This is a genomic window from Kitasatospora sp. NPDC087314, assembly GCF_044744365.1.
GTDB lineage: Bacteria > Actinomycetota > Actinomycetes > Streptomycetales > Streptomycetaceae > Kitasatospora.
In genome coordinates this window covers 288,176-312,239 of the sequence record NZ_JBIUYE010000002.1, presented here as the reverse complement: position 1 = coordinate 312,239, position 24,064 = coordinate 288,176, and the positions used below count along the sequence as shown (strand labels likewise).

The window sequence follows — 24,064 nt, the reverse complement described above, 5'->3', positions numbered from 1 at the left end:
GGGGGCTGCGCGGGTAGCAGGTAACAACTAACAGATGACAGATTTCGAAATCTGTCATCTGTTAGTTGTTACCTGTCACCTGTTATCCGTGGCTCGCCGGCCGCCCTGGCCGCCTCGTCAGCTGCCCAGATAGTGGAAGCCCGGGCGAGGGTGCATCAGGAACTCGTGGTGCGAGATGTTCCACGCGTACGCGCCCGCCATCGCGAACAGCACGCGGTCGGCCGCCCGCAGGCCGTCGGCGCCGGAGGCGGCTCGGGCGAGGACGTCCTTCGGGGTGCAGAGCTGGCCGGCCAGGGTGGCGCGGCCGGTGCCGACGGCGGGACGCGGCCACGGGTGCGGCCAGGCGTCCACCGGGAGCACCTCGAACGGCTGGGAGTGCCCCCGGGTGGCGGGGGTGCGCAGGTGATGGGTGCCGCCGCGGACCACCGCGAAGTCCTCGCCGTGGCTCTGCTTCACGTCCAGCACCTCGGTCGCGTACCAGCCGCAGTAGGCGGTCAGCGCCCGGCCCGGTTCGATCCGCAGGGTCAGGCCAGGGTGGGCGTCCAGCAGCTTGGCCAGACCCTCGCCGAAGGCCGTCCAGTCGAAGCGGCTCGCCGGGTCGTCGTAGTCCACGGCCATCCCGCCGCCGACGTTGACCTCCGCCAGCGGGAAGCCGTGCCGCTCGGCGAGCGCGGCCGACCAGGTCACGATCTGCTCGGCGACGGCCAGTTGCTCCGCCGCCGCGAGCCCGCTGGCCAGGTGGGCGTGCACGCCGCGCAGGCGCAGCCGCCGTCCGAGCGGGCCTGGGTCGGCGCCGTCGCCGGTGAGCAGGCGGACGCACTCCTCGGCGCGGTCCGGGTCGAGCCCGAACGGCGTCGGCCGTCCGCCCATCGCGAGCGCCACCGCGTCGAGCGCGCCGGTGGCGACCGGCAGGTTGACCCGCAGCAGTACGTCGACGACCGTGCCCGGCCGGTCCGCGAGGACGGCGTCGAGCCGGTGAAGTTCCTGCTCGCTCTCGACGTGCCAGCGGTGCACCCCGGCGTCCACGGCGGCGGCGATCTCGGCCGTCGTCTTGCCCGGTCCGCCGAAGGCCAGCGGCGCGTCCGGCACGGCCGCTCGCACGTGCGCCAACTCCCCACCGCTGGAAACCTCGTAGCCGTCGACCGCGTCGCGCAGTGCGGCCAGCACCGGCGCTTCCGGATTGGCCTTGGCGGCGTAGTACAGCTCGACCCGCTCGGGCAGCGCGGCCCGGACAGCGGCGGCGTGCGCGCGCAGCGCCGCCAGGTCGTAGACGTAGGCGGGCAGGGCGTCCGGCACGAGGGCGGCGACGTGCCGGCGGACGGTCTCGGTCATCGGGCGGCGCTCCCAAGGCAGAGGGGGACGGGCGTGCGGGCGGCCTCGGCGAGGACGGAGCCGGCCAGCGGCGAGGGCAGACGGACGTAGCCGGCCTGGCGGTCGGCCTTGCGCTCCCAGCGGGTGAGCAGGTTGGCCTTGGCCGGCAGCGGGACGCCCGCGAGCAGCGCCCGCAGCCGGGGCGGACGGCCGTGGGCGGCCGCGTAGGTTTCCAGGGTGTCCCGGACGGCCTGCCACAGCGCGCCCTCCAGCGCGGGATGGCGGTCGGCGAGGGCGGCGAGCAGTTCGGCGACGTGGTTGACCAGGAGGCAGTAGACCACCCGGTCCCAGCCGCGCTCGGCGTCGTACGTCATCGGCCCGGCGACCTCGGGCGGGAGGGCGGCCAGGATGTCGGCGTTGTGCTCGGGGACGAGCTTGGTGCCCTCCAGGTCACGGAAGAGCACCTGGGTGGGGTGTCCGGTGGCGTCGACGCCGATGAGCACGTTCTGCAGGTGCGGTTCCAGCACCACGCCGTGGTCGAAGTAGGCGGCGAGCACCGGCGGGATGAGTAGCCCCAGGTAGGAGCGCCACCAGTCCAGGGCCCGCGAGGCGCCCGAACTTCCCTCCAGCAGGCGGGAGATGTGGGCGGAGCTGGTCGGGTGCTCGTCGGCGACGGCGGCGGCCAGCAGTGGGGTGACGCCCGGCCGCAGCACACCGCCGAAGCCCTCGCGGACGATCAGGCCGAAGCCCTCGTAGAGCGTCTGGTCGGGTCGGCCGCCGGCGCCGGGCAGGGCCAGGGTGCGGAAAGCCGGCTCGCGCAGCATCGCCGCATCGGGGAAGCGCCGGGCGAGGTCGGTGAGCGCGGGCGCGAGTAGCCGGGTCAGCGCGACGGCGCCGGTGAGCTCGTACGCGGCGTTCTTGCGCAGGCAGTTGGTGATGCGGACGTTGAGGCTGAACTTGAGGAAGGCGTCCGCGCCGTGGAGCGTGCGCACCGAGGCGGTGGCGGTGAACGCCTCGCCGCGCGGCCCCAGGTCGAGGACGTCCCCACGGGCCAGGGCATCGCGCAACAGCGGGTGGTCGCCGATGAGTTGGTACTGCCACGGGTGGGCGGGCAGCAGCCGGTAGCCGTCCGGCACCTCGCCCAGACCGTCCAGCAGGGCGGTCGCGCTCTCGTCCAGGGACTGCTCGGCGAGTAGCTCGGCACGGACGGCGAGGTGGCGCAGCGGGAACGCGGCGCGGGACTCCGGGGCGTACCAGCGCCAGTCCCCCCGGGCGGCGGAGCGGGACTTGGGCGCCGGGTGGAAGCGATGGCCGAACAGCAGGGCCTGCTCGGACTCCAGGTAGCGGTCCGCTCCGGCGGCCGGCCGGCCGGCCATGCTCTGCCGGAGGCCGTCGTGGCTGGAGGTCACCTGGCCCAGGAACTCCTCGTTCACCGTGCCGGTGCGCAGCTCCAGTTCGTCCTGCACCTGCTCGGCCATCTCGCGCCAGCCCAACTCGACCCAGTCGCCGTCTCGTTCGATCTCGACCGGGCCGGTGAAGCGGTGCGCGCCGAGCAGTGAGGTGCGGCGCAGGGCGATCCGCAGCAGGGTGCCGCGCCGGGGCAGTCGCAGCAGCAGGCGGCCGTCGGCCACGGCGGTCTGGTGCTCGGGGGCGGAGACCTCGCGCAGCAGGCAGTTCAGCAGGGTGTGGGCCACCGCTTCGTCGGCGGTGGGCAGGTCGTGGGTGATCGGCTCGCGGGTCATCGGCGACTCCAGCGCTTGCGGAGGGACGGGAGGGAGAGTGCGGTGGCCGCGACGGCGGCCAGCAGAGCGGCGGCGGTGCCGGCCACCACGGGCGCGGCGGCGCCGTACCGACCGTTGGCCAGCGCGGCGACGGCGCCGGCGGCGACGGCGCCGCCCTTGGAGACGAGTTCGAGGGTGCCGAACATCCGCCCGGGGGCGCGTCCTCGGGCGGCTCCGGCGGCGAGCACGGCGAGGCTGACCAGGCCGAGCGTGAGCCCGGCCCCGAGCAGCAGCCGGACGGCGACGAAGACGGGCAGCGAGTACGCGACGGCGTGCCCGGCCAGGCCGAGCGCGACGAACCCGAAGCCGAGCGCGATGCCGGTGTGCGGGCGGGCGTGGAACAGCGTGTGGGTGCGCGCGGCGAACACCAGGTAGCACAGGTGCGGCAGGGCGAACAGGACGCCGGTGGTGGTGCCGGAGACGCCGGGCAGCCGCTGCTCGGCGAGCGAGATGAGATAGGGGAAGGAGATGACGGTGGCGAAGACGAACACGAACTCGAAGACGTAGAGCGGCAGTAGCGGGACTCCCGGCGTCCGGTCGGTGCGGCCCTCGGACGCGGGCGCCGCCGCCGGTCGCTCCGGCTCGGGCAGCCGCGACAGGAGCAGCGCGGCGGCGAGCGGGAGGACGGCCATCACCAGGTACTGGCGGTGCGGGTCGATCCACGGGGACAGCGCGCCGACCAGGATCGGTGCCGCGACCAGGGCCGCCCGCGCACTGCCCTGCATCAGGGTGAGCGCGCGCGACAGCCTGGGACCGTCGAGGGCGGCGGCGAGGTAACCGTTGGTGGCGGCGAAGGTGCCGCCGAGGAAGCCCTGGAGGACCAGCGCGAGGGTGAAGGCGGGCAGGCTGCCGGCGGCCCCGGCCAGCAGGAAGGAGACGGTGAGACCGAGTTGGGCGCGCAGCAGCAGCCGCTTGCGGCCGAAGCGGTCGGCCATCCGGCCCCACAGCGGTGCGCCGAGCGCGCTGAACACCGTCGGGACGATGTAGAGCACGCCGGCCCACCGGGCCTGCGGGTCGCCGAGCGTGGGCAGGATCGCGGTCAGGTACGGCGGCAGGCCCAGCGCGGCGAAGGAGGCGACGAAGTAGCAGGCCGCGACGGCGTGCACCTGGCGTCGGCCGATCCCGCCGGAGCCGTCGCTCTCGCGGCTGGACCGCTGTGGCAGGGTCTCCACGCTCATCGGGCGATGCCGTTCGCCAGCAGGTAGTTGGGGCCGCTGGTGTAGTGCTTGTTGATGTCGGCGGCGCCCGAGCGCTGCTTGCTGAGCAGGGTGCCGGCGCTGACCATGGCCTTCACCGGCAGGCGTTCGGCCTCCAGGAGGTCCGCCCGCAGCGGTTCGCCGGCCGGACCGATCCGGTCCACGGCCTCGGCCAGGCGCTTGCGCAACAGGCCGAGCACCTCGTCGAGTTCGGCGCGGCCGTGGTCGGCGAGGCCGAAGGCGAGGGAAGCGGTGCACAGGTGGCCGGTGATGGTGGTGAACAGGTCGGTGAGTGCCCGGTCGTCGTCGCCGAAGATCCGAGGGTCGTCGAAGTCCACGCGGTCCGGGGCGAGTTCGCCCAGTCCGGCGTTCATCCGGGCGGTGTGTACGCGCGGTCCGTCGTCGTCCTTGTAGAGCAGTCGCAGCCCGTTGGCGTCGAGCACCAGTGAGGTGTTCTGCTGGTGCGATTCCAGCGCGATCCCGTACCCGAACAGCGTTGCCTGCCAGTCCAGCAACAGCTCCAGCAGTTCGTCGTAGAAGGCGAGTTGGTCGCCGTCGTGGAAGCGGTCGGCGAGGTGGTCGAGCAGCAGGCGGCCGCCGGGCGCGGGGGCCAGCAGGGCGGCCAGCGGGGCGGTGACGGCCTGCTCCAGCCCGGTCGGGTAGCGGCGCAGCAGGACGGCCAGCAGCTCGTGCCCGGCGTGCGCCCAGGTCTGCTCGTCGGCGTGCAGGACGCGGTCGGCGAAGCGGGGCTCCCGGGTCAGCACGGCCTCGATCAGGCGCTGGCCGGCGGCGCCGTCGAGCAGTGTGCCGGGCTTGATGGTGCGGCGGTTGAGCCGGCCCAGGGTGGCGGTGGCGAGCGGGAGTTTGAGGTGGCAGGCGGGGTCGTCGGCGACGGCGACGGTGCGCATGGAGAGCGTCGGCACGACGGTCAGGTACGGCCGTTCGGCGAGCACCGCGCGGCCGGCCAGGCCGGCCGCCTCCAGCGCCTCGTCGAGCGGGGCGCCGACGGTGAGCGGGTGGACGGGCAGGGTGGCCCAGCCCTCGCCGGGGCAGGCGGCCGCAAGGCCGAGCCAGGCCGGGGTGGGCCACCAGCTCGGGAGCGGGTGCTCGCCGTGGGTGGTGAGGGCGTCGGCCGGTACGGCCAGCCAGCGCAGTTCGAAAGCGGGGTGGAACTCGGGGGCATAGGCGCGCAGTTGCGGCTCGGTGAGGCCGGACCGGCCGCGCGCGGTCGGGTAGACCGGGTGGTCGAGGTAGGCGGCCAGGGTGTCGTGGCCGAGGGCGGCGGCGAGGCCGGTCCAGTCGGCCGGGTCCTCGCCGTACAGGTCGGTGAGCCGGGCGTGCACCTCGGGGCGCACGCGCTCGTGCAGCTCCATGGTGTCGAGGGTCTGGCGGCACTCCTCGGCGAACGCCGCCCAGCCGGGCCGGTCCTCGGCCTCGGCCAGGTCGGTCAGGGCCGTCACGATGGCGTCCAGGCCGGTGAGCCGACGCCCGGCCAGCTCCAGCAGGGGCAGCCGGGCGGCGTACTCGCACTGGAAGCCCTCGACGGCGACGGGCAGGGCGAGTTCGGCGTCCGCGACGGTGAACCAGGGGCCGTCGGCGCGGTCCTTCACGGCGCCGCGGGTGCGCAGGCCGAGGACGTCCTCGCGCAGCAGGGCGGAGAGCACCCGCAGGGTGAGCTGCTCGTCGGCGGTCACGGGGTGATCTCCCAGCGGTTGGCGGCGCGGAACCGGGCGACGGCGGCGTCCACGGCACCCTGGTCGGTGCCGATGGCCCACATCACGCCCAGGTAGTCCCGGTTGGTGCGGTAGTGCTCGTGCCGTTCGCCGAGCGGGCGCAGCGGCCGGTAGGCGAGCCGGACGCCGTCGCGCTCCTCGTCGTACGGACCGGGGGCGGCGGTGAGGACGCCGGCCCGGTCGGCGCAGATCACCTCGTTGCGGGCCCGGCGGGGCGTCGCGGCGCACTGCGCGCCGAGGTCGGCGGGGACTTCGCGGCCGAGGTGGGCCGCGAGGATCTGCTCGAAGAGCGGGGTGCCGAGTATCTCGGCGAGCATCAGGTCGCACTGGTCGCCGATGGCACGGTAGTTGACCTCGATGATCCGGGCGCGGCCGTCCGGCTGGACGACGAACTCGGTGTGGCAGGCGCCGAGTCCGACGCCGAGCGCGTCGAGCTGGGCGAGCACCTGCTCGACCACTGCGGCGGGGTGCGCGGGGACGAACTCCAGCACCTCCTCGATGAAGTCCGGCGGCGGGGAGAGGCGGGTGCGGAAGCCGCCGAGGACGTGCCGGCGGTGGCCGTCGCCGAGCGTCTCCAGGGTGCACAGTTGTCCGGCCAGGAACTCCTCGACGACGAGCGTGGCGCCGGCCCGGCGGTGCTGGATCTCCCGGCAGCGGGCGGCGAGTTCGGCGGCGTCGGCGACCAGCGTGACGTCCTCGCTGGCGACTCCCTCGCGGGGCTTGACCACGCAGGGGAAGGGCGGGTCCAGTTCGGCCGGGTCCTGCCCGGGGGCCAACTCGGCGGACCAGACGGCGTCCTGGCCGGTCAGGGCGAGGTGGCGGCGCAGCTGGCCCTTGTCCTTGGCCCGCAGCGCGGCCTTCCAATCCTTGGCCGGGAGGCCGAAGTACTCGGCGGCCAGGGCGGTCTGGGTCTGCAGGTGGTCGCTGTTGCTGAACACCGCGGCGGGCGCGTGGTGCCGGGAGATCAGGCTGATCACCGCGCGGAAGTCCCGGATGTCGCACTCCAGAACCTCCGGTGCGGTGGACGGGAGGTCGGCGTAGGCCTTCCGGTGGGGCTCGGCGTGGTCGGTCAGGACGGTGACGTCCAGCCCGAGCCTGGCGGCGGCGGGCAGGAAGCCGGAGGTGACCGAGTCGGTGGGGTTGAGGGCGAGCAGGTAGAGCCGCATGGGTTGGTGGTCCTTGAGGTGGTGGCGAGCGAGTGACGGCGGACGGGTCGCGGTGAAGGGGTCGCAGCGAAGGGGGATCGCGGCGAAGGGGTCGGTGCGAAAGGTCGGTACGAACAGCGAACGGATCACAGCTGACAGATGACAGATTTCGAAATCTGTTATCTGTTCGCTGTCATCTGTTCGCCGTCGCACCCGCCCGCCGTCTGCTGTCAGCGGCTACTTGGGCGCGTCCACGCCCGCGGCCTTGGCGATGTCACCGAGCATGGCGTCGGCGGCCTGGACACCGATGCCGGACATCCAGGTCTCGTCCGGGACGGTGAAGACCTTGCCGTTCTTGACCGCGTTCAGGCTCTGCCAGACCGGGGTCTGCTGGACCTCGCTCTCCTTGGTCTTGGACGGGTCGTCGGCGGTGGTGACGAACACCAGGTCGGCGTCGGCCTGGTTCACCTGCTCGGCACTCACCTCGATGATGTTCTTGTCGACGTCCTGGGCGGCCGGGCGGGCCAGGCCGACGTCCTTGAGCACCACACCGCTGTAGGAGGCCTTGGCGTAGAGGCGGGTCGGTCCGGCCACGAAGCGGACCACCGAGGCGGTCGGCATGGTGCCGCCGTTCTTCGCCTTGATCTCCTCGCCGAGCTTGGCGGCCCGCGCCTGGTAGTCGGCGAGCGCCTTCTTCGCCTCGTCCTCCTTGCCGAGCGCCTGCGCGTAGAGGGCGAGGTTCTCCTTCCACGGGAACCCGGTGGTCTCGGCGAGCACGGTCGGCGCGATCGCGTTCAGCTGGTCGTAGACCTTGGCGTGGCGGACCTTGGAGGAGAGGATCAGGTCCGGCTTGAGGGAGGCGATCAGCTCCAGGTTCGGCTCGTTCATCGGGCCGACGTCCTTGGTGTCCTTGATCTTGTCCTTGAGGTAGTTCGGGAACCCGCCCTCGGTCTTCATGTGCGGCGACACCGCGCCGACCGGAGTGATGCCGAGCAGCGTGACGTCGTCGAGCTCGCCGCTGTCCAGCACCACGACGCGCTTGGGCTGGGCCTTGATCTGGGCCGTCCCGGCGGCGTGGGTGACGCTGCGCGGGAAGACGGCGGAGGCGTCGGTGCTCGCGGAGGCGCCGGACCGGGTGGCGTCCCCGCCCTGCGTGGTGCCCCCGTCGCTGCCGCAGGCGGCGAGCAGCGTGGTGGAGAGGGCGACGGCGAGGATAGCGACGGGGAGTCGGCGGTTCATGGGGTTCCTTGGATCGGGACGAACGGGTGGTCGGGGGGATTCGGGGGAGGGGGATTCGAGGGAGGGGGTTGGTCAGCGGCCGGTGGCACGCGGCCGGGTCCGCGACCGGGGGACGACCAGCGGCGTGCCGGTCTCCGGGTCGGGCACCACCCGGCACGGCACCTGGAACACGGCCTCGACCAGCTCGGCGGTGAGGACCTCCGTGGGCGGCCCGGCGGCGGCGAGCCGCCCGTCCTTGAGGACCACCAGGTGGTCGGCGTACCGGGCTGCCTGCCCGAGGTCGTGCAGCACCATGACGACGGTGCGCCCGGCCTCGGCGTGCAGGTCGGCGACCAGGTCGAGGACGTCGAGCTGGTGGCGCAGGTCGAGGAAGGTGGTCGGCTCGTCGAGCAGCAGCAGTTCGGTGTCCTGGGCGAGCGCGAGCGCGATCCAGGCCCGCTGGCGCTGTCCGCCGGAGAGCCGGTCGACCTGCTGGTCGCGCAGTTCGGCGGTGCCGGTCCGGGCGAGCGCCTCCTCGACGGCCGCCTGGTCGGTCCCGGACCACGGGCTGAGCATCCGTTGGTGCGGGTACCGGCCGAGCCGTACCAGCGCCTCGACGGTGATCGCCTCGGGGGTGACCGGCTGTTGCGGCAGCAGGCCCATCCGCTTGGCGAGCGCCCGGGCGGGCATCCGGTGGATGTCGGAGCCGTCCAGGGTGACAGTGCCGGCGGCCGGGTCGAGCAGCCGGACCAGGCCGCGCAGCAGCGTCGACTTGCCGCAGGCGTTGGGCCCGACGATGGCGGTGACGGCGCCGCCGGGCAGGTCGAGGTCGAGCCCGTCGACGATCGTCCGGTCGCCGTAGCGCAGGTCGAGGCCGTGGGCGGCGAGCCGGTTGGCGGTGGTGACGGACTCGACGGTCGTCGTCGTGGGCGTCATCAGTTGCTCCTCTGAGGAGGCCGGCCCTGGCGGATCATCAGCGCCAGGAGCCAGGGCGCGCCGAGCGTGGCGGTGACGGCACCGACCGGCAGGCCGTGGACGGGGATCACGTGGAGTACGAGGAGGTCGGCGGACAGCAGCAGGACGGCGCCGGTGAGCGCGGTGAGTCCGAGCGTGCCGAGGGTGGGCGGTCCGGCGAGCAGCCGGACCAGGTGCGGCACGGCGAGCGCGACGAACGCGACCGGGCCGGTGAGGGCGGCGGCCAGCGAGGCGAGGGTGATGCCGAGCAGCAGCAGCCGGAGCCGGTCCCGGCCGGGGTTGAGGCCGAGGCCGCCGGCCGAGTCGTCGCCGAGGTCGAGGACCGCGACCCGCCGCTGGCAGAGCAGCACGGCGAGGGCGGTCAGCGCGATGGCGGTGCCGCCGATCCACACCTCGGTCCAGTTGCGGCCGTACAGCGAGCCGGTGGTCCACTGCATCGCGGAGGAGGCCAGCTCGGCCGGGAACCGTACGATCATCAGGTTCACGGCGGCGGCGAGGCCCTGCTGCACCGCCAGACCGACCAGCACCAGCCGGGTGACGGCCATCTTCGAGCGCCAGGCGAGTCCGCCGAGCAGCAGCGCCGCCAGCAGTCCGCCGCCGAGCGCGGCCAGCGGGATCAGCTGCTGGGAGGCGCCGGTGGCGAGCATCAGCACCGCGCCGAAGGACGCGCCGCCGGTGACGCCGATGGTGTCGGGGGAGGCCAGTGGGTTGCGGAAGAGCCGCTGGAGCATCGAGCCGGCCATCGCCAGCGCGGCCCCGGCGATCAGCGCCGACACCACCCGGGGCGCCCGGAACTGCTGCACCACCAGGACGTTTCCGGGATCGCCCTGTCCGACGAGGGCGCGCAGCGCGTCCCACCCGGACAGGCGCACCTGCCCGGTGCCGAGTGCGACCGCGGTCAGGACCACCAGGAGGGCGGCGGCCAGTGCCGACCACGCGGCGGTGCGGGCCCGGCGGCGGGCGAGGGTGCCGACGGGCACGGCGAGCGCGGTCACCGGGCCACCTTCCGGGCCAGGACCGCGAGCAGCGGCGCGCCGAGGAAGGCGGTCACGATGCCGACCTCGATCTCGGAGGGGCGCACCACGAGCCGTCCGAGCACGTCGGCGGCGAGCAGCAGCAGCGGACCGGCGATCAGGCAGCCGGGCAGCAGCCAGCGGTGGTCGTTGCCGAACAGCGGGCGGACCAGGTGCGGCGCGGCCAGTCCGATGAACGCCACCGGCCCGGCGACGGCGACCGCGCTGCCCGCGAGCAGGACGACGGCCAGCCCGCCGGTCAGCCGGATCCGGGCCACCGGCACGCCGAGCGACTGGGCGGCCTCGTCCCCGAGGGCCAGCGCGTTGAGGGCGGGCGAGATCGCGAACGCGCCCAGCAGGCCGAGCGCCAGGAACGGCAGCACGGGGGTGAGGGTGTCCAGCTGCCGCCCGCCGATCGAGCCGGCCAGCCAGAACCGGGCCTCGTCCAGGGTGCGGTGACTGGCCAGCATGAGCGCGGAGGTCCACGAGGTGAGCACCACGGTGAGCACGGTGCCGCCGAGTGCGAGCCGGACCGGGTCGAGGTCGCCGCCGCGCCGGGACATCGCGTACGCGGCGACCGCGGCGACGGCCGCCCCGGCGAAGGCGAACCAGACGTACTGGACGGACCGGCCGAGGTCCAGCGCGTAGATCGCGGCGACCACGGCGAGGCTCGCGCCGGCGTTGACACCGAGGGTGACCGGGGAGGCCAGCGGGTTGCGGGTGACGCCCTGGGCGACCGCCCCGGCGACGCCGAGCGCGGCCCCGACGGCCAGTCCGATCACCGTCCGCGGCACGCGAAGGCCCATCACCACGTCGGCGTCGCCGCCGTGGGCGGCCCCGGTGAGCGCGTCGGCCACGGTGGACAGCGGGATGGATCGGGAGCCGAGCGCGAGGCTCAGCGCGGCACACAGCACGAGCGCGCCCGAACCGGCGACCAGCAGCAGGGGCCGCCGGAGCACCGAGGATCGGGGTGTCGCCGGGGCTGTGGTGACCGGCGGGTCGGTTCTCAACACGGTCGACATCTTAGGTTAGGTTTACCTAAGTTCGTCAAGGTCGAGCCGGTTGGCCCGAATGTCGGACCCTTGTCCCGGTTTGGTCCTGGGTGGCGCACTCCTTGAGGCATTGTAAGGTGAGCCTCACCTTATTCGATCATGCGGAGTCGATCTACGGAGCGCCGATGATCCCCGGAACACCCCTGCCCGTCGCGCCGACGTCCACCCTGCCGGGCGACTACCGGCGCCTGCGGGCGCTCTGCCCGGTGCTGAAGCTGCGCCTGCTCGACGCCGCCGAACCCGACCCCCGTGCCGCCGACGGCTGGTACTCGGGGGCCGAACTCGGCACCGACGAACGGGCGCTGGCCGCAGCCCTGGCCGGCGAGGAGGAGCGCATCGCCGCCGAACACGGTCGCGCCTCCCGCCCGCACGTCACCGCCTCCCGACTGCTGCACCACTACGTCTGGTCGGCCTGCCTGCTCATCGCCGGGCCCTGGCAGCTCGCCCGGAAAGTCCCCGTCATCGACCCCGCCGACCTCTGGCTGCACGCCCCCACCGGGGACCTCGCGCTGCGCCCGCGCGGCCACGTCAGCCTCCCCGGCGACGACGAACTGCGCGCCGAACTGCGGGCCGCCGTCGTCACCCACGTCGAACCGGTGCTCGCCGCGTTCGCCGCCCCCAGCCGGCGCCGGGACCGCGCGCTCTGGGGCATGGTGACGGACGACCTCGCCTCCGCCGTCTGGTACCTCGGCCGGATGCTCGGCGAGGAGGACGCCTCGGTCGCCGCCGCCGAGGCGCTCCTGCCCGGCGGCACCCTCCCGTTGCCCGGAGCCGCCGACTTCCGCCGCCTGCACACCCCCGACGGGCGCGGACACCACACCCGTACCCGGCTCGGCTGCTGTCTCTACTACGCCGTCGAGCCCGAGGCCGTCGCCTGTCTGACCTGCCCGCGCACCGGCGACGAGGAGCGGCTGCGCCGGTTCTGAGGCGGCGTCCGCTCACGGATCGCCCGGGACGATCGGTTGTGTCAGTGGTATCCGCTAGGGTCGCGCCATGATCGATTCGACGACGCGGGTCAGGATCGCCCGCCCCTCGCGCGACCTCGCGGCGGCCGAGCGCTTCTACGTCGGCGGCCTCGGGCTGGACGTGCTGTGGCGCACCACCGAGCGGGTGCCCGGCGAGCACGACCTGCTCATGGTCGGCCCGCCCGGCGGCGCCTGGCACTTCGAGCTCACCCACGATCCGGAGAACCCGCTGGAGCCCACCCCGACGGTCGACGACCTGTTCGTCGTCTACCTCGGCGCGCCCGTGGACGAGGCCCTGGTCGCCCGCCTGGAGGCCGCGGGCGGCACCCGGGTCCGGGCCCACAACCCGTACTGGGAGGAGTTCGGCGTGACGATATCCGACCCGGACGGCTACCGGTTGGTGCTCTGCTCCCGTGGCTGGGGGGCCTGAGCGCTCTCCCGCTCCCGGTCGGCCCCGGCCGTCCCGTCGCCGCCGCGCAGCACCGCCACGCCCCGGTCCAGGTCCACGCCGAAGTGTGGCGGCGCCCCGGCCTGCGCGTCGTCCCGCAGCGTCAACTGCTCCCGGCGCTGCTCGATCTGCACCTGCTTGCCCGGGCTGAACAGTGCGTGCAGCTCCTCCAGACCGCCGCCGAGGCCCACCCCGGTGGACCCGCCGGCCGGCCGCCGACGCCCCGACGACTCGCCCTGGATCTGCCACACCGCCAGCAGCACCAGCCCGAGCACTGCCGCCACCGCCGACGCCACCCCCACGATCACTCCCATGCACGCCCAACGTCGCGGGGCCGTAGCGGCGTTCCCGGAAAATGCCGCGCCGAAGGCGGCGTGCACCCGTTACCCTGCCGCGCGGACCGAAGGAGAACCCTCACCATGACCGTGCGCGGAACCACCGTGGACATCCCGACGGCGGACGGCATCGCCGACGCCTACCTCACCCACCCCGACGACGGACGGGCACACCCCGGTGTCCTCCTCTACATGGACGCCTTCGGGGTCCGGCCCCACCTGAAGGAGAAGGCCGACCGGCTCGCCCAGGCCGGGTACACCGTGCTACTCCCCAACGCCTACTACCGGCACGGCCGCGCTCCGGTCGTCGAGCTGCCGCAGCTCATCGACCCGGACAACGACCCGACGATCTTCGATCGGCTGGTCCCGCTGCTCACTACCCTCACCCCCGAGGTGACCACCCGCGACGCGGACGCCTACCTGCGCTGGCTCGCCGAGTCCCCGCTGGTCGAGAACGGTCCGGTCGGTCTCACCGGCTACTGCCGCGGCGCCCTGCTCGCCCTGCGGACGGCCGCCAGCCACCCGGACCGGGTAGCGGCCGTGGCCGGCTTCCACGGCGGCAACCTCGCCACCGAGGCGCCGGACAGCCCGCACCTGGGGGCCGGCCGGATCACCGCCGAGCTGTACTTCGGCCACGCCGACCAGGACCCGTCCCTGCCTCCCGAGCAGATCGACCGGCTCGCCGAGGCCCTCACCGCCGCCGGAGTCCGTCACCGGGCGGAGGTCTACCCGGGTGCCACGCACGGCTACACCCAGGCCGACACCACCCGCTACGTCGCGGCCGCCGACGAGCGGCACTGGGAGGCGCTGCTCGACCTGTTCAAGCGGACCCTGCCGGCCTGAGCCGGTCGGGGGGCAGTGGCGGGGCCAGTCGGGGGGCATGCTCGGCCGACCTGGGGTGGGGGAGGGGAGGCGCGTACGGGCGGAGCGTAGGGAGTCCGATCCGGGCCCGGGGCAGGAGAGTTGGCGGGACTGTCGACAGCGCCTGCTCTTCGTCCTTCGGTTACGTGACGGACACGAAGTATTCGGATTGCCGTGTCGCCGGGCGGCCAGGGTCTGGTGCCTGACGGCGAGTCCGGGCCGGTCGACGACCGGCCCACCAGGGCGTCGGGGAGACGCCCCGAACTCGTAGCGGCGGTGAGTGTGGACCCGCGTCACCCGGCGCCGCAGGCCGGGACCACGCGGGCGGATCCAGGGGGGATCGAACATGCAGACCAAGCAGTACGTGCGGGAACTGCGGGGTGCCCGGGGCGCACAGGGCATGCGGGAGGTGCGGGACGCCATCGCGCAGGCGCTGGCCGAGCACGTCCCGGACGGCGTTCAGCAGGGCGAACTCGACCGTGGTGGACGGGTGTTGCGCTGGGTGGAGGCGGGGCGCGGCGGCCCACCGGTGGTCCTGGTCGCGGGCAGCGGCACCTCGTCGCTGACCTGGGCGCCGGTCCTGCCCGAACTGGCCGCGCACGGCCGGATCGTGGCGTACGACCGGGCCGGGCTCGGCGCCAGCGACCCCGACGGCGCCACCGGCCCGTCGCTGGAGTCCCCGATCGGGGACCTGGCCGCCCTGGTGGAGCACCTCGACGCCGGGCCGGCCGTCCTGGTCGGGCACAGCTGGGGCGGCCAGCTGGCCCAACTCCTCGCCTGGAAGCGGCCGGAACTGGTGGCCGGCCTGGTCCTGGTGGATCCGGCGCACGAGGAGTTCCAGCCACCGGCCATCCGCGTCGCCGAGGCCCTCCTGTTGCGGTGGTGGCAGGTCCGGGCGGCAGTGGCACCCGCCGCACGTGGTACCGGGGGACTCCTCACGAGGGCCGAGGCGGCCGTCGGCGCCCACCGCCACCAGCGGCGGACCGTCCTCGACGAGAACCGGCTGTCGATCCTCGCGGTCTCCGAGATCCGGCGGCGGCGCCGCGTCGCGCGGCTGCCCGAGGTGCCGGTGACGGTGCTGAGCGCGACCGACGGGCTGCCCGGGGCGATGCGCGCCCGCTGGACGGTCCTGCAGTCGCGTATCGCCGCCGGGGCCGTCAGGGGTTCGCACATCGTGGTGCACGGCGCCGGCCACGCCATCCACGCCGACCAGCCGGGGGCCGTCGCCGCCGCCGTCCTGGAGGTCGTCGAGCACGCCCGGTAGGCCCTGGAGGCCTGACCGCACGGGCACCCAACCCCTGGCCGGACAGCGCCTGCTGAGCCGTCGGCCCCCTCTGGCACACTGGGGGCCGAACGGCCCGCTGGGGAGGGTCATGACACATGGGGGCGGGAGTATGAGGGGTCCGGGTGCCGTGCTCGGCGGGCGGTACACGCTGGTCGAGCGGATCGGCGGCGGGGGGATGGGCACCGTCTGGCGCGCGGACGACGCGGTGCTGGCGCGATCGGTCGCCGTCAAGATCCTGCACTCGGCGCTGTTCGAGGACGACACCTTCATCCAGCGCTTCCGGCGGGAGGCCCAACTGGTCGCCGCGATCGACCACCCCGCCGTCGTGGACGTCCACGACTACGGCGAGAGCGGCGGCAGCGGCGACGCCGGCGAAGGGGACGCGAGCGACAAGGGCGGCGAGGCCGGGGAGCGCTGCGCCTACATCGTCATGGAGCTGGTCGACGGCCGGCCGCTGGACCGGGTCCTCGCCGCGGAGGGGCCGATGCCCCCCGAGCGCGCCCTCGACCTGGTCGCCGCCGCCCTGGACGGCCTGCACGCCGCGCACCGGCGGGAGATCGTGCACCGGGACCTCAAACCGTCCAACCTGATGGTGCGTTCCGACGGCCGGATGGTCATCACCGACTTCGGCATCGCCCGGGCGATCGCCAGTACCAAGATCACCGCCTCGCACGCGATCGTCGGCACCGCGCTCTACATGGCCCCCGAGCAGGCCGAGGGCGCGGGCACCGGTCCGGCCTCGGACCTCTACTCGATCGGCGTGGTCTGCTACGAACTGCTCACCGGGACGCCGCCGTTCGTCGGTGAGGGAGTGTTGGAGGTCGCGCTCAAGCACGTCCGCCAGCCGGTGCCGGAGCTGCCGGGGACGTTCCCGGCGGCGGTCCGCGAGCTGGTCGCGAAGGCGCTGGCCAAGAAGCCCGAGGACCGGTACGCCGACGCCGCCGAGATGGCGGCCGCGGCCCGGGCGGCGATCGGCGCGGCGGGTGCGGCGGGCGCGGCCGGCACACCGGCCGACAGCGGGACGGTCGACCTCAGGGCAGGGGCCGGGGGAGCGCCCGGCGGAGCCGGGAGCGCCGGGGAGGAGAAGCCGGGTGCCCCGGTGCCGGTCGCGGACGCGGCCGACCGGCCCGGGCCGGACGAGGTCGCGAAGGTGGGGCCGCAGGCGGCGACCGAGCCGGGCAAGCGCCGGTCGCGGCGCACGCTGCTGGTACCGGTGATCGTCCCCCTGGTCATCTCGATGGGGACGGCGACCGTCCTGCTCGTGGACCGGTCGCCCGACCACTCGGACACGGCCGTGCCGCCCGCCGCCCAGACGACCGTGGTCGTGACGGCCCCGGCGGCCCCGGGCACCCCGTCGGCCTCGGCCACGACGCCGCCCGCCACGCCCGCACCGACCGACACCCCGGCCGCCACCCAGGTCCCGGCCGCCGACCAGCAGACGGGCACCCCGAACCAGCCGGGCGCACCCGCCCCGGGCACCGCCCCGGGATCCGCGCAGGGCGGCAACGGCGCCTCGGCGGGCCGGGGTTCGGGCACCGGCACCGGCACCGGCACTGGCACCGGTGCCGGCGCGGGCGCGGCGGCCGGGGGCAACGCGGCGGGCGGCGGGTCCGCAGGCGGGGCCTCCGGCGGTCAGGCCAACCCGGCCGGCACCGGTGCCGGAGCCGGCGGCACGGCCAACCAGCCCGCCAACCCCAACCCGCAGCCCCCGGCCCAGAACGCGGCCGGTGGCTCCCCGGCCGGGGGCGGCTCCCCGTCCGGCGGCGGTTCGCCCTCGGGCGGCGGCAACCCGCCGGCCCCGCAGACCCCCGCCCGGCCCCCGTCCTGCGGCGGCACCTCCTGGAGCACCATCGTCAGCGTCAAGGACGGCCACCCCATCGGGATGGCCCACGACGACCTGAGCGGCGACAACCCGATCGTGGTGGGCGGCGCGTCCCAGTACGGCTGGGTGCGGGCGACCAACCCCGGCTCCTGGATCCTGTTCAACGCCTGTAACAGCGGCGGTCCGCAGCTCGTCCAGACCATGGACGGCAAGGTCACCCTGAACGGCGGCTTCAGCTTCCTGACGAACTGGACGGTGCGCAACGGCTCGACCCAGGGCTCCTACACCCTGGCCGACTACCAGAACCAGAGCTGCATGACCGACAACGGCGTGGGGAACGCGGTCACCATGGTCACCTGCACCCCCGGCAACGCGGCCCAGGAATGGCGGTTCCAGTGACGAACGACGCCGTTGTCCTCTACTGGCGCCCGCTGTGCACCTACTGCATGAACCTGCGCCTGGGGCTGCTCTTCACCCGCCTGCGCTACAGCCGGCGGTTCACCATGGTGAACATCTGGAAGGACCCGGACGCCGCCGCCTTCGTGCGCTCGGTCGCGGACGGCAACGAGACCGTGCCGACGGTCACCGTGGCCGGTCGCCCGATGGTGAATCCGTCGGTCCGCCAACTGCTGGCGGCCGCCAGGGAGCACGGCGACCAGGCCGGCGCCTGACCCACGCCTCTGGCTTTCGACAGAGCAGTACCTCATCCCCAGGTCGTATGCGGACACGCACCACTGCCCCGGACAATTGGCCGATGGCCCCCACCTCCCGAAATCCGTTCACGGCCCCTGGCGAACAGGGCCGGGGGCTGTGGCGCGCGCTCGCGGAAGTGACCGGCGGCGCGTGGCTGATGCTCCTCACGCAGGAGGTCCTACGCCGGGGCCCGTCCGGAGAGATCCAGCTCCTCCTCGGTGCCGTCGCCCTCGCCCTGCTCGCCGTCCGCCGTCGCCTCCCCACGGTCAGTTTGCTGGGCGTCTCCGCCGTCGTCGGCCTGCTGCCCGCCGCCGGGCTGCCGGCCGCCATGACCGCGTACACCACGGCCAAGCACCTGGTGGTCCCCCGGCGCCGGAGCACCGTGCTGCTCGCCCCGACCGGTCTGGCGACGCTGACCTGCGCCGCCTTCGCCCCGGGCCTCGGGCTCGGCAGCCACCCGTTCGGGTTCGCGCTCGGCGCCGTACTCGCCGCCACCACGTTGATCGTGCCGGGACTGCTCGGAATGTCGGGCGGGCAGGAGGTGCGGCTGCTGCGGGCGCTCCGGGAACGTGCCGACGCCGCGGAGGCGGCCCGCCGGCTCGCGGACAGCGAGTCCCGGATGCACGAACGGTCCCGGATCGCCGCCGAGATGCACGACCTGGTCGGCCACCGGCTCAGCCTGATCTCGCTGCACGCGGGCGGCCTGGAGATGGCACTGCAGAAGGAGTCGCCCGAACTGCGGGACGAGGCGGTCCTGGTGCGCCGGGCCACCGGGGACGCGATGCGCGAGCTGCGCGAAGTGCTCGGTGTCCTCGGCCCGTTGGGGCGGGACACCGGGACCGACGCCCTGACCGACAGCACGGGCACCCGATCCGACGTCGAGGCGCTGGCCGAGGAGTCGCGCGGCGGCGGCATACCCGTCGATCTCACCTGGGACGGCCCCGACCTGACCGACCGCGCGGCCCAGGTGCGGCGTGCGGTGCACCGGGTGGTGCGCGAGTCGCTGACCAACGTGCACCGGTACGCCGCCGGAGCCCGTGTCACCGTGGTGGTCACGCACACCGACAGCCGTGTGGAGGTGCTCGTACGCAACGGGCTTCCGCCCGTGGCCCCGGAAGCGGCGACCGGCCTGGGCTCGGGGCGTGGCCTCGTCGGGCTGCGGGAACGGGTGGCACTGCTCGGCGGCACCCTGGAGGCGGGCCCGACGCCGACCGGCGGCTTCGCGGTGACGGCACGGATCCCGGCACGGCCGGACCCGGGAGCGAGCCTGGCCGCCGTGGGCGCCCCGCCGCGTGAACCGCCGTCCGAGCCGCACTCCGACGACTCACCCGCCGGTGTCCAACGCCGTGTCGTGAGTGCCCTCAGCGGGCTCCTCGGCCTCATCGGCGTGGGGGTGATGATGATGTGCGGTTTCTTCCTGGTCACCCAGGCGTTCCCGGACCCCGCCCCCCGCGATCCCGAGCAGCCCCGGATCGGGATGTCCCGCGCGATGGTGGAGAAGGCCGTGTACGGGGACAACACATCGGCGCGCGCGGCGGCGACGGGTCGGGAGCCGGCTCATCCGGTGTCCGTGACGAGCTGCATGTACTCGACGTTTCCGTTCGAGGACTCCACGCCGCCGGCCGAGGACGCCGGCCGCCCCGGGGACTCCGCTGCCGCGGGCGCCAAGGAGCGCCCTGACCACCTCAGGATCACCCGGTTCTGCTTCCGTGGCGATACCTTGGCCACGATCGACCGCTTCACCGTACCGGTGGTGTCGCGCACGCCGCCGTGGGAGTCCCCATGACCGATTTCCCCGCTTCCGACGACCGCCCGATCCGGGTCCTGCTCGCCGACGACGAGGAGCTGATCCGGCACGGCGTCCGGCTGATCCTGCGCCATGCCGAGGGCATCGAGGTGGTCGGCGAGGCGACGAACGGCGAGGAGGCCGTGCGGGTCGCCGCCGAGACCCGTCCCGACGTGGCCCTGATCGACATTCGGATGCCCGTGCTCGACGGGCTCGCCACGATCGAGCGGCTCCTCGACCTCTGCCACCGGCCGCAGGTCGTCATGCTCACCACCTTCGGCGACGAGCAGAACGTGACGCGCGCGCTGCGCTCCGGCGCCACCGGCTTCCTCCTCAAGGACGAGGGCCCGCACGAGCTGATCAGCGCGGTACGGGCCGCCTCCGCGGGCGACGCGGTGCTCTCACCCAAGGTCACCCGCACCGTCATCGAGCGCATGCTCGACGGCGATGCCGGTGCCGGCGCGCCGGGACCCGAAGGGGCGTCAGCACCGGCCGCCGATTCCGTCCCCGAACAGTGCCTGGCGGCGCTCACCGGCCGGGAGCTCGACGTCCTCACCCTGCTGGGCCGGGGCCTGGCCAACGCGGAGATCGGCCGTCATCTGGGCATCGGCGTGGGCACGGTGAAGACCCACGTCAGCGCCGTGCTGGTGAAGACGGGCACGGACAGCCGGGTCCAGGCGGCGGTCCTCGCCTACCGGACGGGGCTGCTGTCCTGAGCAGCGGCCCCGCACACCGTCTCTGCCATAGGACAGAGACGGTCGTCCGCCCCGAGGACTACGCGCGACCCCGCGCCGGACCTTTGACAGACGCCTCATTCACGCCCTGAGGCCGACGGTTCGGCAGTGCGGCACATCGAGGATGAGAAGCAGTCGCACATCCTCTTCCCCGTACTCCCGGAGCTGACATGTCAATGCAGGCAGCCGCCCCCGTGCCCGCCCACTCCTCGGTGTGTCCCGCCGCAGCCCGGGCCACCGGGCTGAGCAAGTTCTACGGCCAGGGCGAGACCCGGGTGGTCGCCCTGGACGCGGTCTCGGTGGAGTTCGGACGTGGCCGGTTCACCGCGATCATGGGGCCGTCCGGCTCCGGCAAGTCGACCCTGATGCACTGCATGGCGGGTCTCGACTCGGTCTCCGAAGGCTCCGCGCGGATCGGCGACACCGAGTTGTCCAGTCTGAACGACCGGCAGCTCACCCGGCTGCGCCGGGAAAGCGTCGGTTTCGTCTTCCAGGCGTTCAACCTGCTGCCCACGTTGACGGCGCTGGAGAACATCACGCTGCCGATGGACATCGCGGGCCGCAGGCCGGACCAGCAGTGGCTGGACACGGTCGTGGCGACCGTCGGCCTCTCCGGACGGCTGCACCACCGCCCCGCCCAGCTGTCCGGCGGCCAGCAGCAGCGTGTCGCCGTGGCGCGCGCCCTCGCGTCCCGGCCGGAGATCATCTTCGCGGACGAGCCGACCGGCAACCTGGACTCCCGTGCCGGCTCCGAGATCCTGGGCTTCCTGCGGGAATCCGTACGGGACTTGGGCCAGACCGTCGTGATGGTCACCCACGACCCGGCGGCCGCCGCCTACGCCGACCGCGTGGTCTTCCTCGCCGACGGCCGGCTCACCGACGAGCTGCTCGCACCGACCGCCGAGGACGTCCTGGACCGGATGAGGCGCTTCGACGCCAAGGCCCGCACGAGCTGACCCCGCCTGCCCGCTCCCCGCCCGGACCTCCGTCACGCACCTCAGAACTGGGACCACCGCCATGCTGCGTACAGCCCTGCGCAACGTCTTCGCGCACAAAGCCCGATTGGCCATGACCGCCCTCGCGATCATGCTCGGCGTCGCCTTCGTCTCCGGCACGCTCGTCTTCGGCGACACCGTCACCGAGGCCCTTCGCGGCGCCTCCGCCAGGAGCCTCAAGGACGTCGCCGTGTCCGTACAGGCCGAGTCCCGGCGGAACTCCGACCGCGAGGCGGACGACGGCGTGTCCACGGCGCTCACCGGTGATCTCGCCGAGAAGGTCCGCGCCGTGCCCGGCGTCACGTCCGTGCGCTCCACCGTCAACGGCAGCGCCACCCTGGCCGCCAAGGACGGCCGACCGCTGAACGCCGACAGCAACTGGCAGAACCTGGCCACCAACTACTCACCGGACACACCGAACGGCGACCGGGACAGCCGCTTCCCCGTCAGTGCCGGACACGGCCCCACCACCGGTGAGGAGATCGCCCTGGACCGCCGTACCGCCGAGAAGGCCGGCTACGCCATCGGTGACTCCGTCCGCTTCGCCACCGACGGCCCCACCCTCACCAAGAAGCTGGTCGGCACCGTCGACACCGACGACCCGCGGGTGAGGGCGGGTGGCAGCCTCGCGCTCTTCGACACCAGGACCGCACAGCAGCTCTTCCTGCAGCCGGGCCGGTTCGACGAACTGGCCGTCGGCTCCGCACCCGGCACCGACAACCAGGCGCTCGCCGACACGATCCGCGAGCTGCTGCCCGCCAAGGGCATCACGGTCACCAGCGGAGCCCAGCTCGCGCGCGAGCAGGCGGAGCGGATCGCCGAGGACACCAAGGAGCTCACCCGGATGCTCCTCGGCTTCGCCGCGATCTCGCTGTTCGTCGGCGCCTTCATCATCACCAACACCTTCACCATGCTGATCGCCCAGCGAAGCCGTGAGACCGCGCTGCTGCGCGCCATCGGGGCCCTGCGGCGCCAGGTCGTCCGCGCGATCCTCATCGAGGCCGCGCTCCTCGGACTCGCTGCCACCGCGGCCGGATTCGCCATCGGCGTCGGTATCGCGACCGCCCTCCGGCCGCTCCTCGACGCGACCGGCCTGAGCCTGCCGGACGGCCCCCTGGTCATCTCCGCGGACACGCTCCTCCGGGCCCTGGTGGTCGGCGTCGGCATCACCGTGCTCGCCGCCTGGCTGCCGTCCCGCAAGGCCGCGAAGGTCGCGCCGGTGGAGGCGCTGAGCACCGTCGACCAGGCGCCGCCCAAGCGCGGCATGGCGCTCCGCAACAGCCTCGGCGGGCTGCTCACCGGCGCCGGTGTCCTCCCCCTGCTGTACGTCTCCACACAGAGGAACGGATCCGACAGCAACCTCTATGCCGCCGGACTCGGCTCGGTGCTCACGTTGACCGGCATGATCGTGATCGCACCGCTGCTGTCCCGGCCGCTGATCCGGCTCGCGGGGGCGGCCACCACCCGGCTCTTCGGCGTCAGCGGCAAGCTCGCCAGGGAGAACGCGCTGCGCAACCCGCGCCGCACCGCCGCCACCGCCTCCGCCCTGATGATCGGGCTCACCCTGATCACGGGCCTGAGCGTGACCGGCAACTCCATGAACGCCGCCCTCAAGGACGCGGCGGTGCGGGGCCTGACCGCGGACTACAAGGTGTCCAACGCCGCCTTCGGCGGCATCGACCCCGCACTCGCCGCGAAGGTCGCCGAAGTCCCGGGCGTCGCGCAGGCCGCGCCCGTCGCCTCCTCGACCCTGCGCGCGGGGGGCAGGTTCGCCTCGTTCACCGGCGCGGACCCGCAGCGGCTCGGGCAGGTCTCCGACCTGGAGTTCAGCAGCGGCTCGCTCGCGGACGTCGGCCCCGGCAGGATCGCGCTCTCCGACAAGGTGGCCAAGACCACCGGCCTGTCGAAGGGCGACACCTTCCAGGGCACGCCGGGCTTCGGCCACGACACGAAGGAGCTGACCGTCGTCGGCGTCTACCGGCAGACCCGCGTCGTCGGCGACGCCCTGGGCACCCTGGCCGACGTCCTGCCGTACGCGAACGGAGGGAAGCTCGACAGCATTCTGGTCAAGGCCGCGCCCGGCCGGCACACGAGCGGACTCGACCAGGACATCCGCCAGGCCCTCGGCAACAGCCCGCTCCTCCAGGTGCAGAACCAGGACCAGTTGACGAAGGCGCAGTCCGGCCTGATCGACACGATGCTCAACATGATGTACGGCCTGCTCGGCATGACCGTCGCCATCGGAGTGCTCGGCGTCATCAACACCCTGGCCATGTCGGTCTTCGAACGGACCCGGGAGATCGGGCTGTTGCGCGCGATCGGCCTCGACAACAAGGGCGTCAAGCAGATGGTGCGCCTGGAATCGGTGGTGATCTCGCTGTTCGGTGCGGTCCTGGGCATCGGCACGGGGATCTTCCTGGCCTGGGCGTGCGGCAGCCTGTCCCGAACCTCGCTGCCGCAGTACGAGATCGTGCTGCCCTGGGCGCGGCTCGGCCTGTTCCTGCTGATCGGCCCGGCGATCGGGGTGCTGGCGGCGGTCTGGCCGGCCCGGCGGGCGGCCCGCCTGAACATGCTGCGGGCGATCAACGCGCAGTAGCGCGGGGGCGGACTCGCACCGGCGTGCTACGGGACCGTGAGCGCTGGTGCCGTGTGGTGCCCGGCCGCGCCCAGCCGCCTTGCCCTTTCGCTTCGCGGCGGAGGGCTTCGCGGCGGGGGC

20 protein-coding genes are annotated in these 24,064 nt (G+C 73.7%); 10 read left to right on the top strand and 10 right to left on the bottom strand.

Annotation, left to right across the window (positions count from 1 at the left end; all coding sequences use genetic code 11):
• Positions 1-117 precede the first annotated feature (117 nt).
• The 9 genes from ACIO5E_RS05220 to ACIO5E_RS05180 form a co-directional block, all read right to left on the bottom strand.
• Positions 118-1,332 carry a type III PLP-dependent enzyme gene (locus ACIO5E_RS05220; protein WP_400663986.1) on the bottom strand — a complete coding sequence of 405 codons (1,215 nt, stop codon included), beginning with the start codon at positions 1,330-1,332 and terminating at the stop codon, positions 118-120.
• Positions 1,329-3,053, bottom strand: coding sequence for an IucA/IucC family protein (locus ACIO5E_RS05215; protein WP_400663984.1), 1,725 nt, complete (start codon positions 3,051-3,053; stop codon positions 1,329-1,331). Before ACIO5E_RS05215 ends, ACIO5E_RS05220 begins: the two co-directional genes overlap by 4 nt.
• Positions 3,050-4,270: an MFS transporter gene (locus ACIO5E_RS05210; RefSeq protein ID WP_400663982.1), complete on the bottom strand. Its 1,221-nt coding sequence runs from the start codon at positions 4,268-4,270 to the stop codon at positions 3,050-3,052. Before ACIO5E_RS05210 ends, ACIO5E_RS05215 begins: the two co-directional genes overlap by 4 nt.
• Entirely contained in the window at positions 4,267-5,982 is a 1,716-nt protein-coding gene (locus ACIO5E_RS05205; RefSeq protein WP_400663980.1) for an IucA/IucC family protein, read from the bottom strand. Before ACIO5E_RS05205 ends, ACIO5E_RS05210 begins: the two co-directional genes overlap by 4 nt.
• Entirely contained in the window at positions 5,979-7,187 is a 1,209-nt protein-coding gene (locus ACIO5E_RS05200) for an acetyl-CoA carboxylase biotin carboxylase subunit family protein (protein ID WP_400663978.1), read from the bottom strand. The genes ACIO5E_RS05205 and ACIO5E_RS05200 overlap by 4 nt, the downstream gene beginning before the upstream one ends.
• Before the next feature lie 216 nt (positions 7,188-7,403).
• A complete protein-coding gene (locus ACIO5E_RS05195; RefSeq protein ID WP_400663976.1) occupies positions 7,404-8,405 on the bottom strand; it encodes an ABC transporter substrate-binding protein in 1,002 nt (333 codons plus the stop codon).
• 72 nt (positions 8,406-8,477) lie between these two features.
• Entirely contained in the window at positions 8,478-9,320 is an 843-nt protein-coding gene (locus ACIO5E_RS05190; protein ID WP_400663974.1) for an ABC transporter ATP-binding protein, read from the bottom strand.
• Complete coding sequence (locus ACIO5E_RS05185; protein WP_400663972.1) at positions 9,320-10,354, bottom strand: FecCD family ABC transporter permease; 1,035 nt, start codon at positions 10,352-10,354, stop codon at positions 9,320-9,322. The genes ACIO5E_RS05190 and ACIO5E_RS05185 overlap by 1 nt, the downstream gene beginning before the upstream one ends.
• On the bottom strand, positions 10,351-11,394 hold the full coding sequence (locus ACIO5E_RS05180; protein ID WP_400663970.1) for a FecCD family ABC transporter permease: 1,044 nt from the start codon (positions 11,392-11,394) through the stop codon (positions 10,351-10,353). Before ACIO5E_RS05180 ends, ACIO5E_RS05185 begins: the two co-directional genes overlap by 4 nt.
• Positions 11,395-11,549: 155 nt before the next feature.
• On the opposite strand from ACIO5E_RS05180, the gene ACIO5E_RS05175 reads away from it, so the two are divergent.
• Entirely contained in the window at positions 11,550-12,350 is an 801-nt protein-coding gene (locus tag ACIO5E_RS05175) for a (2Fe-2S)-binding protein (RefSeq protein ID WP_400663968.1), read from the top strand.
• A 67-nt stretch (positions 12,351-12,417) separates the two neighbouring features.
• Positions 12,418-12,819, top strand: a complete 402-nt coding sequence (locus ACIO5E_RS05170) for a VOC family protein (protein ID WP_400663966.1) — start codon at positions 12,418-12,420, stop codon at positions 12,817-12,819.
• Here ACIO5E_RS05170 and ACIO5E_RS05165 read toward each other — a convergent pair.
• Positions 12,780-13,151: a DUF6191 domain-containing protein gene (locus ACIO5E_RS05165; protein ID WP_400663964.1), complete on the bottom strand. Its 372-nt coding sequence runs from the start codon at positions 13,149-13,151 to the stop codon at positions 12,780-12,782. The genes ACIO5E_RS05170 and ACIO5E_RS05165 overlap by 40 nt on opposite strands.
• A 105-nt stretch (positions 13,152-13,256) precedes the next feature.
• Between ACIO5E_RS05165 and ACIO5E_RS05160 the strand changes: the two genes are divergently transcribed.
• The 8 genes from ACIO5E_RS05160 to ACIO5E_RS05125 all read left to right on the top strand — a co-directional run bounded on the left by ACIO5E_RS05160 (position 13,257) and on the right by ACIO5E_RS05125 (position 23,944).
• Entirely contained in the window at positions 13,257-14,015 is a 759-nt protein-coding gene (locus tag ACIO5E_RS05160) for a dienelactone hydrolase family protein (protein ID WP_400663962.1), read from the top strand.
• A 364-nt stretch (positions 14,016-14,379) separates the two neighbouring features.
• Positions 14,380-15,297 (top strand): alpha/beta fold hydrolase, encoded by a 918-nt coding sequence (locus tag ACIO5E_RS05155; protein ID WP_400663960.1) that lies wholly within the window; start codon positions 14,380-14,382, stop codon positions 15,295-15,297.
• A 130-nt stretch (positions 15,298-15,427) separates the two neighbouring features.
• On the top strand, positions 15,428-17,539 hold the full coding sequence (locus ACIO5E_RS05150) for a protein kinase (RefSeq protein WP_400663958.1): 2,112 nt from the start codon (positions 15,428-15,430) through the stop codon (positions 17,537-17,539).
• Complete coding sequence (locus tag ACIO5E_RS05145) at positions 17,536-17,811, top strand: glutaredoxin domain-containing protein (RefSeq protein WP_400663957.1); 276 nt, start codon at positions 17,536-17,538, stop codon at positions 17,809-17,811. The genes ACIO5E_RS05150 and ACIO5E_RS05145 overlap by 4 nt, the downstream gene beginning before the upstream one ends.
• Before the next feature lie 83 nt (positions 17,812-17,894).
• Positions 17,895-19,619, top strand: a complete 1,725-nt coding sequence (locus tag ACIO5E_RS05140; RefSeq protein ID WP_400663955.1) for a sensor histidine kinase — start codon at positions 17,895-17,897, stop codon at positions 19,617-19,619.
• Positions 19,616-20,335 (top strand): response regulator, encoded by a 720-nt coding sequence (locus tag ACIO5E_RS05135; protein ID WP_400663953.1) that lies wholly within the window; start codon positions 19,616-19,618, stop codon positions 20,333-20,335. The genes ACIO5E_RS05140 and ACIO5E_RS05135 overlap by 4 nt, the downstream gene beginning before the upstream one ends.
• 188 nt (positions 20,336-20,523) lie before the next feature.
• On the top strand, positions 20,524-21,309 hold the full coding sequence (locus tag ACIO5E_RS05130; protein ID WP_400663952.1) for an ABC transporter ATP-binding protein: 786 nt from the start codon (positions 20,524-20,526) through the stop codon (positions 21,307-21,309).
• A gap of 61 nt (positions 21,310-21,370) precedes the next feature.
• The gene (locus ACIO5E_RS05125; RefSeq protein ID WP_400663950.1) at positions 21,371-23,944 is read left to right on the top strand and encodes an ABC transporter permease; all 2,574 of its coding nucleotides are present in this window, start codon (positions 21,371-21,373) and stop codon (positions 23,942-23,944) included.
• Positions 23,945-24,064: the final 120 nt, after the last annotated feature.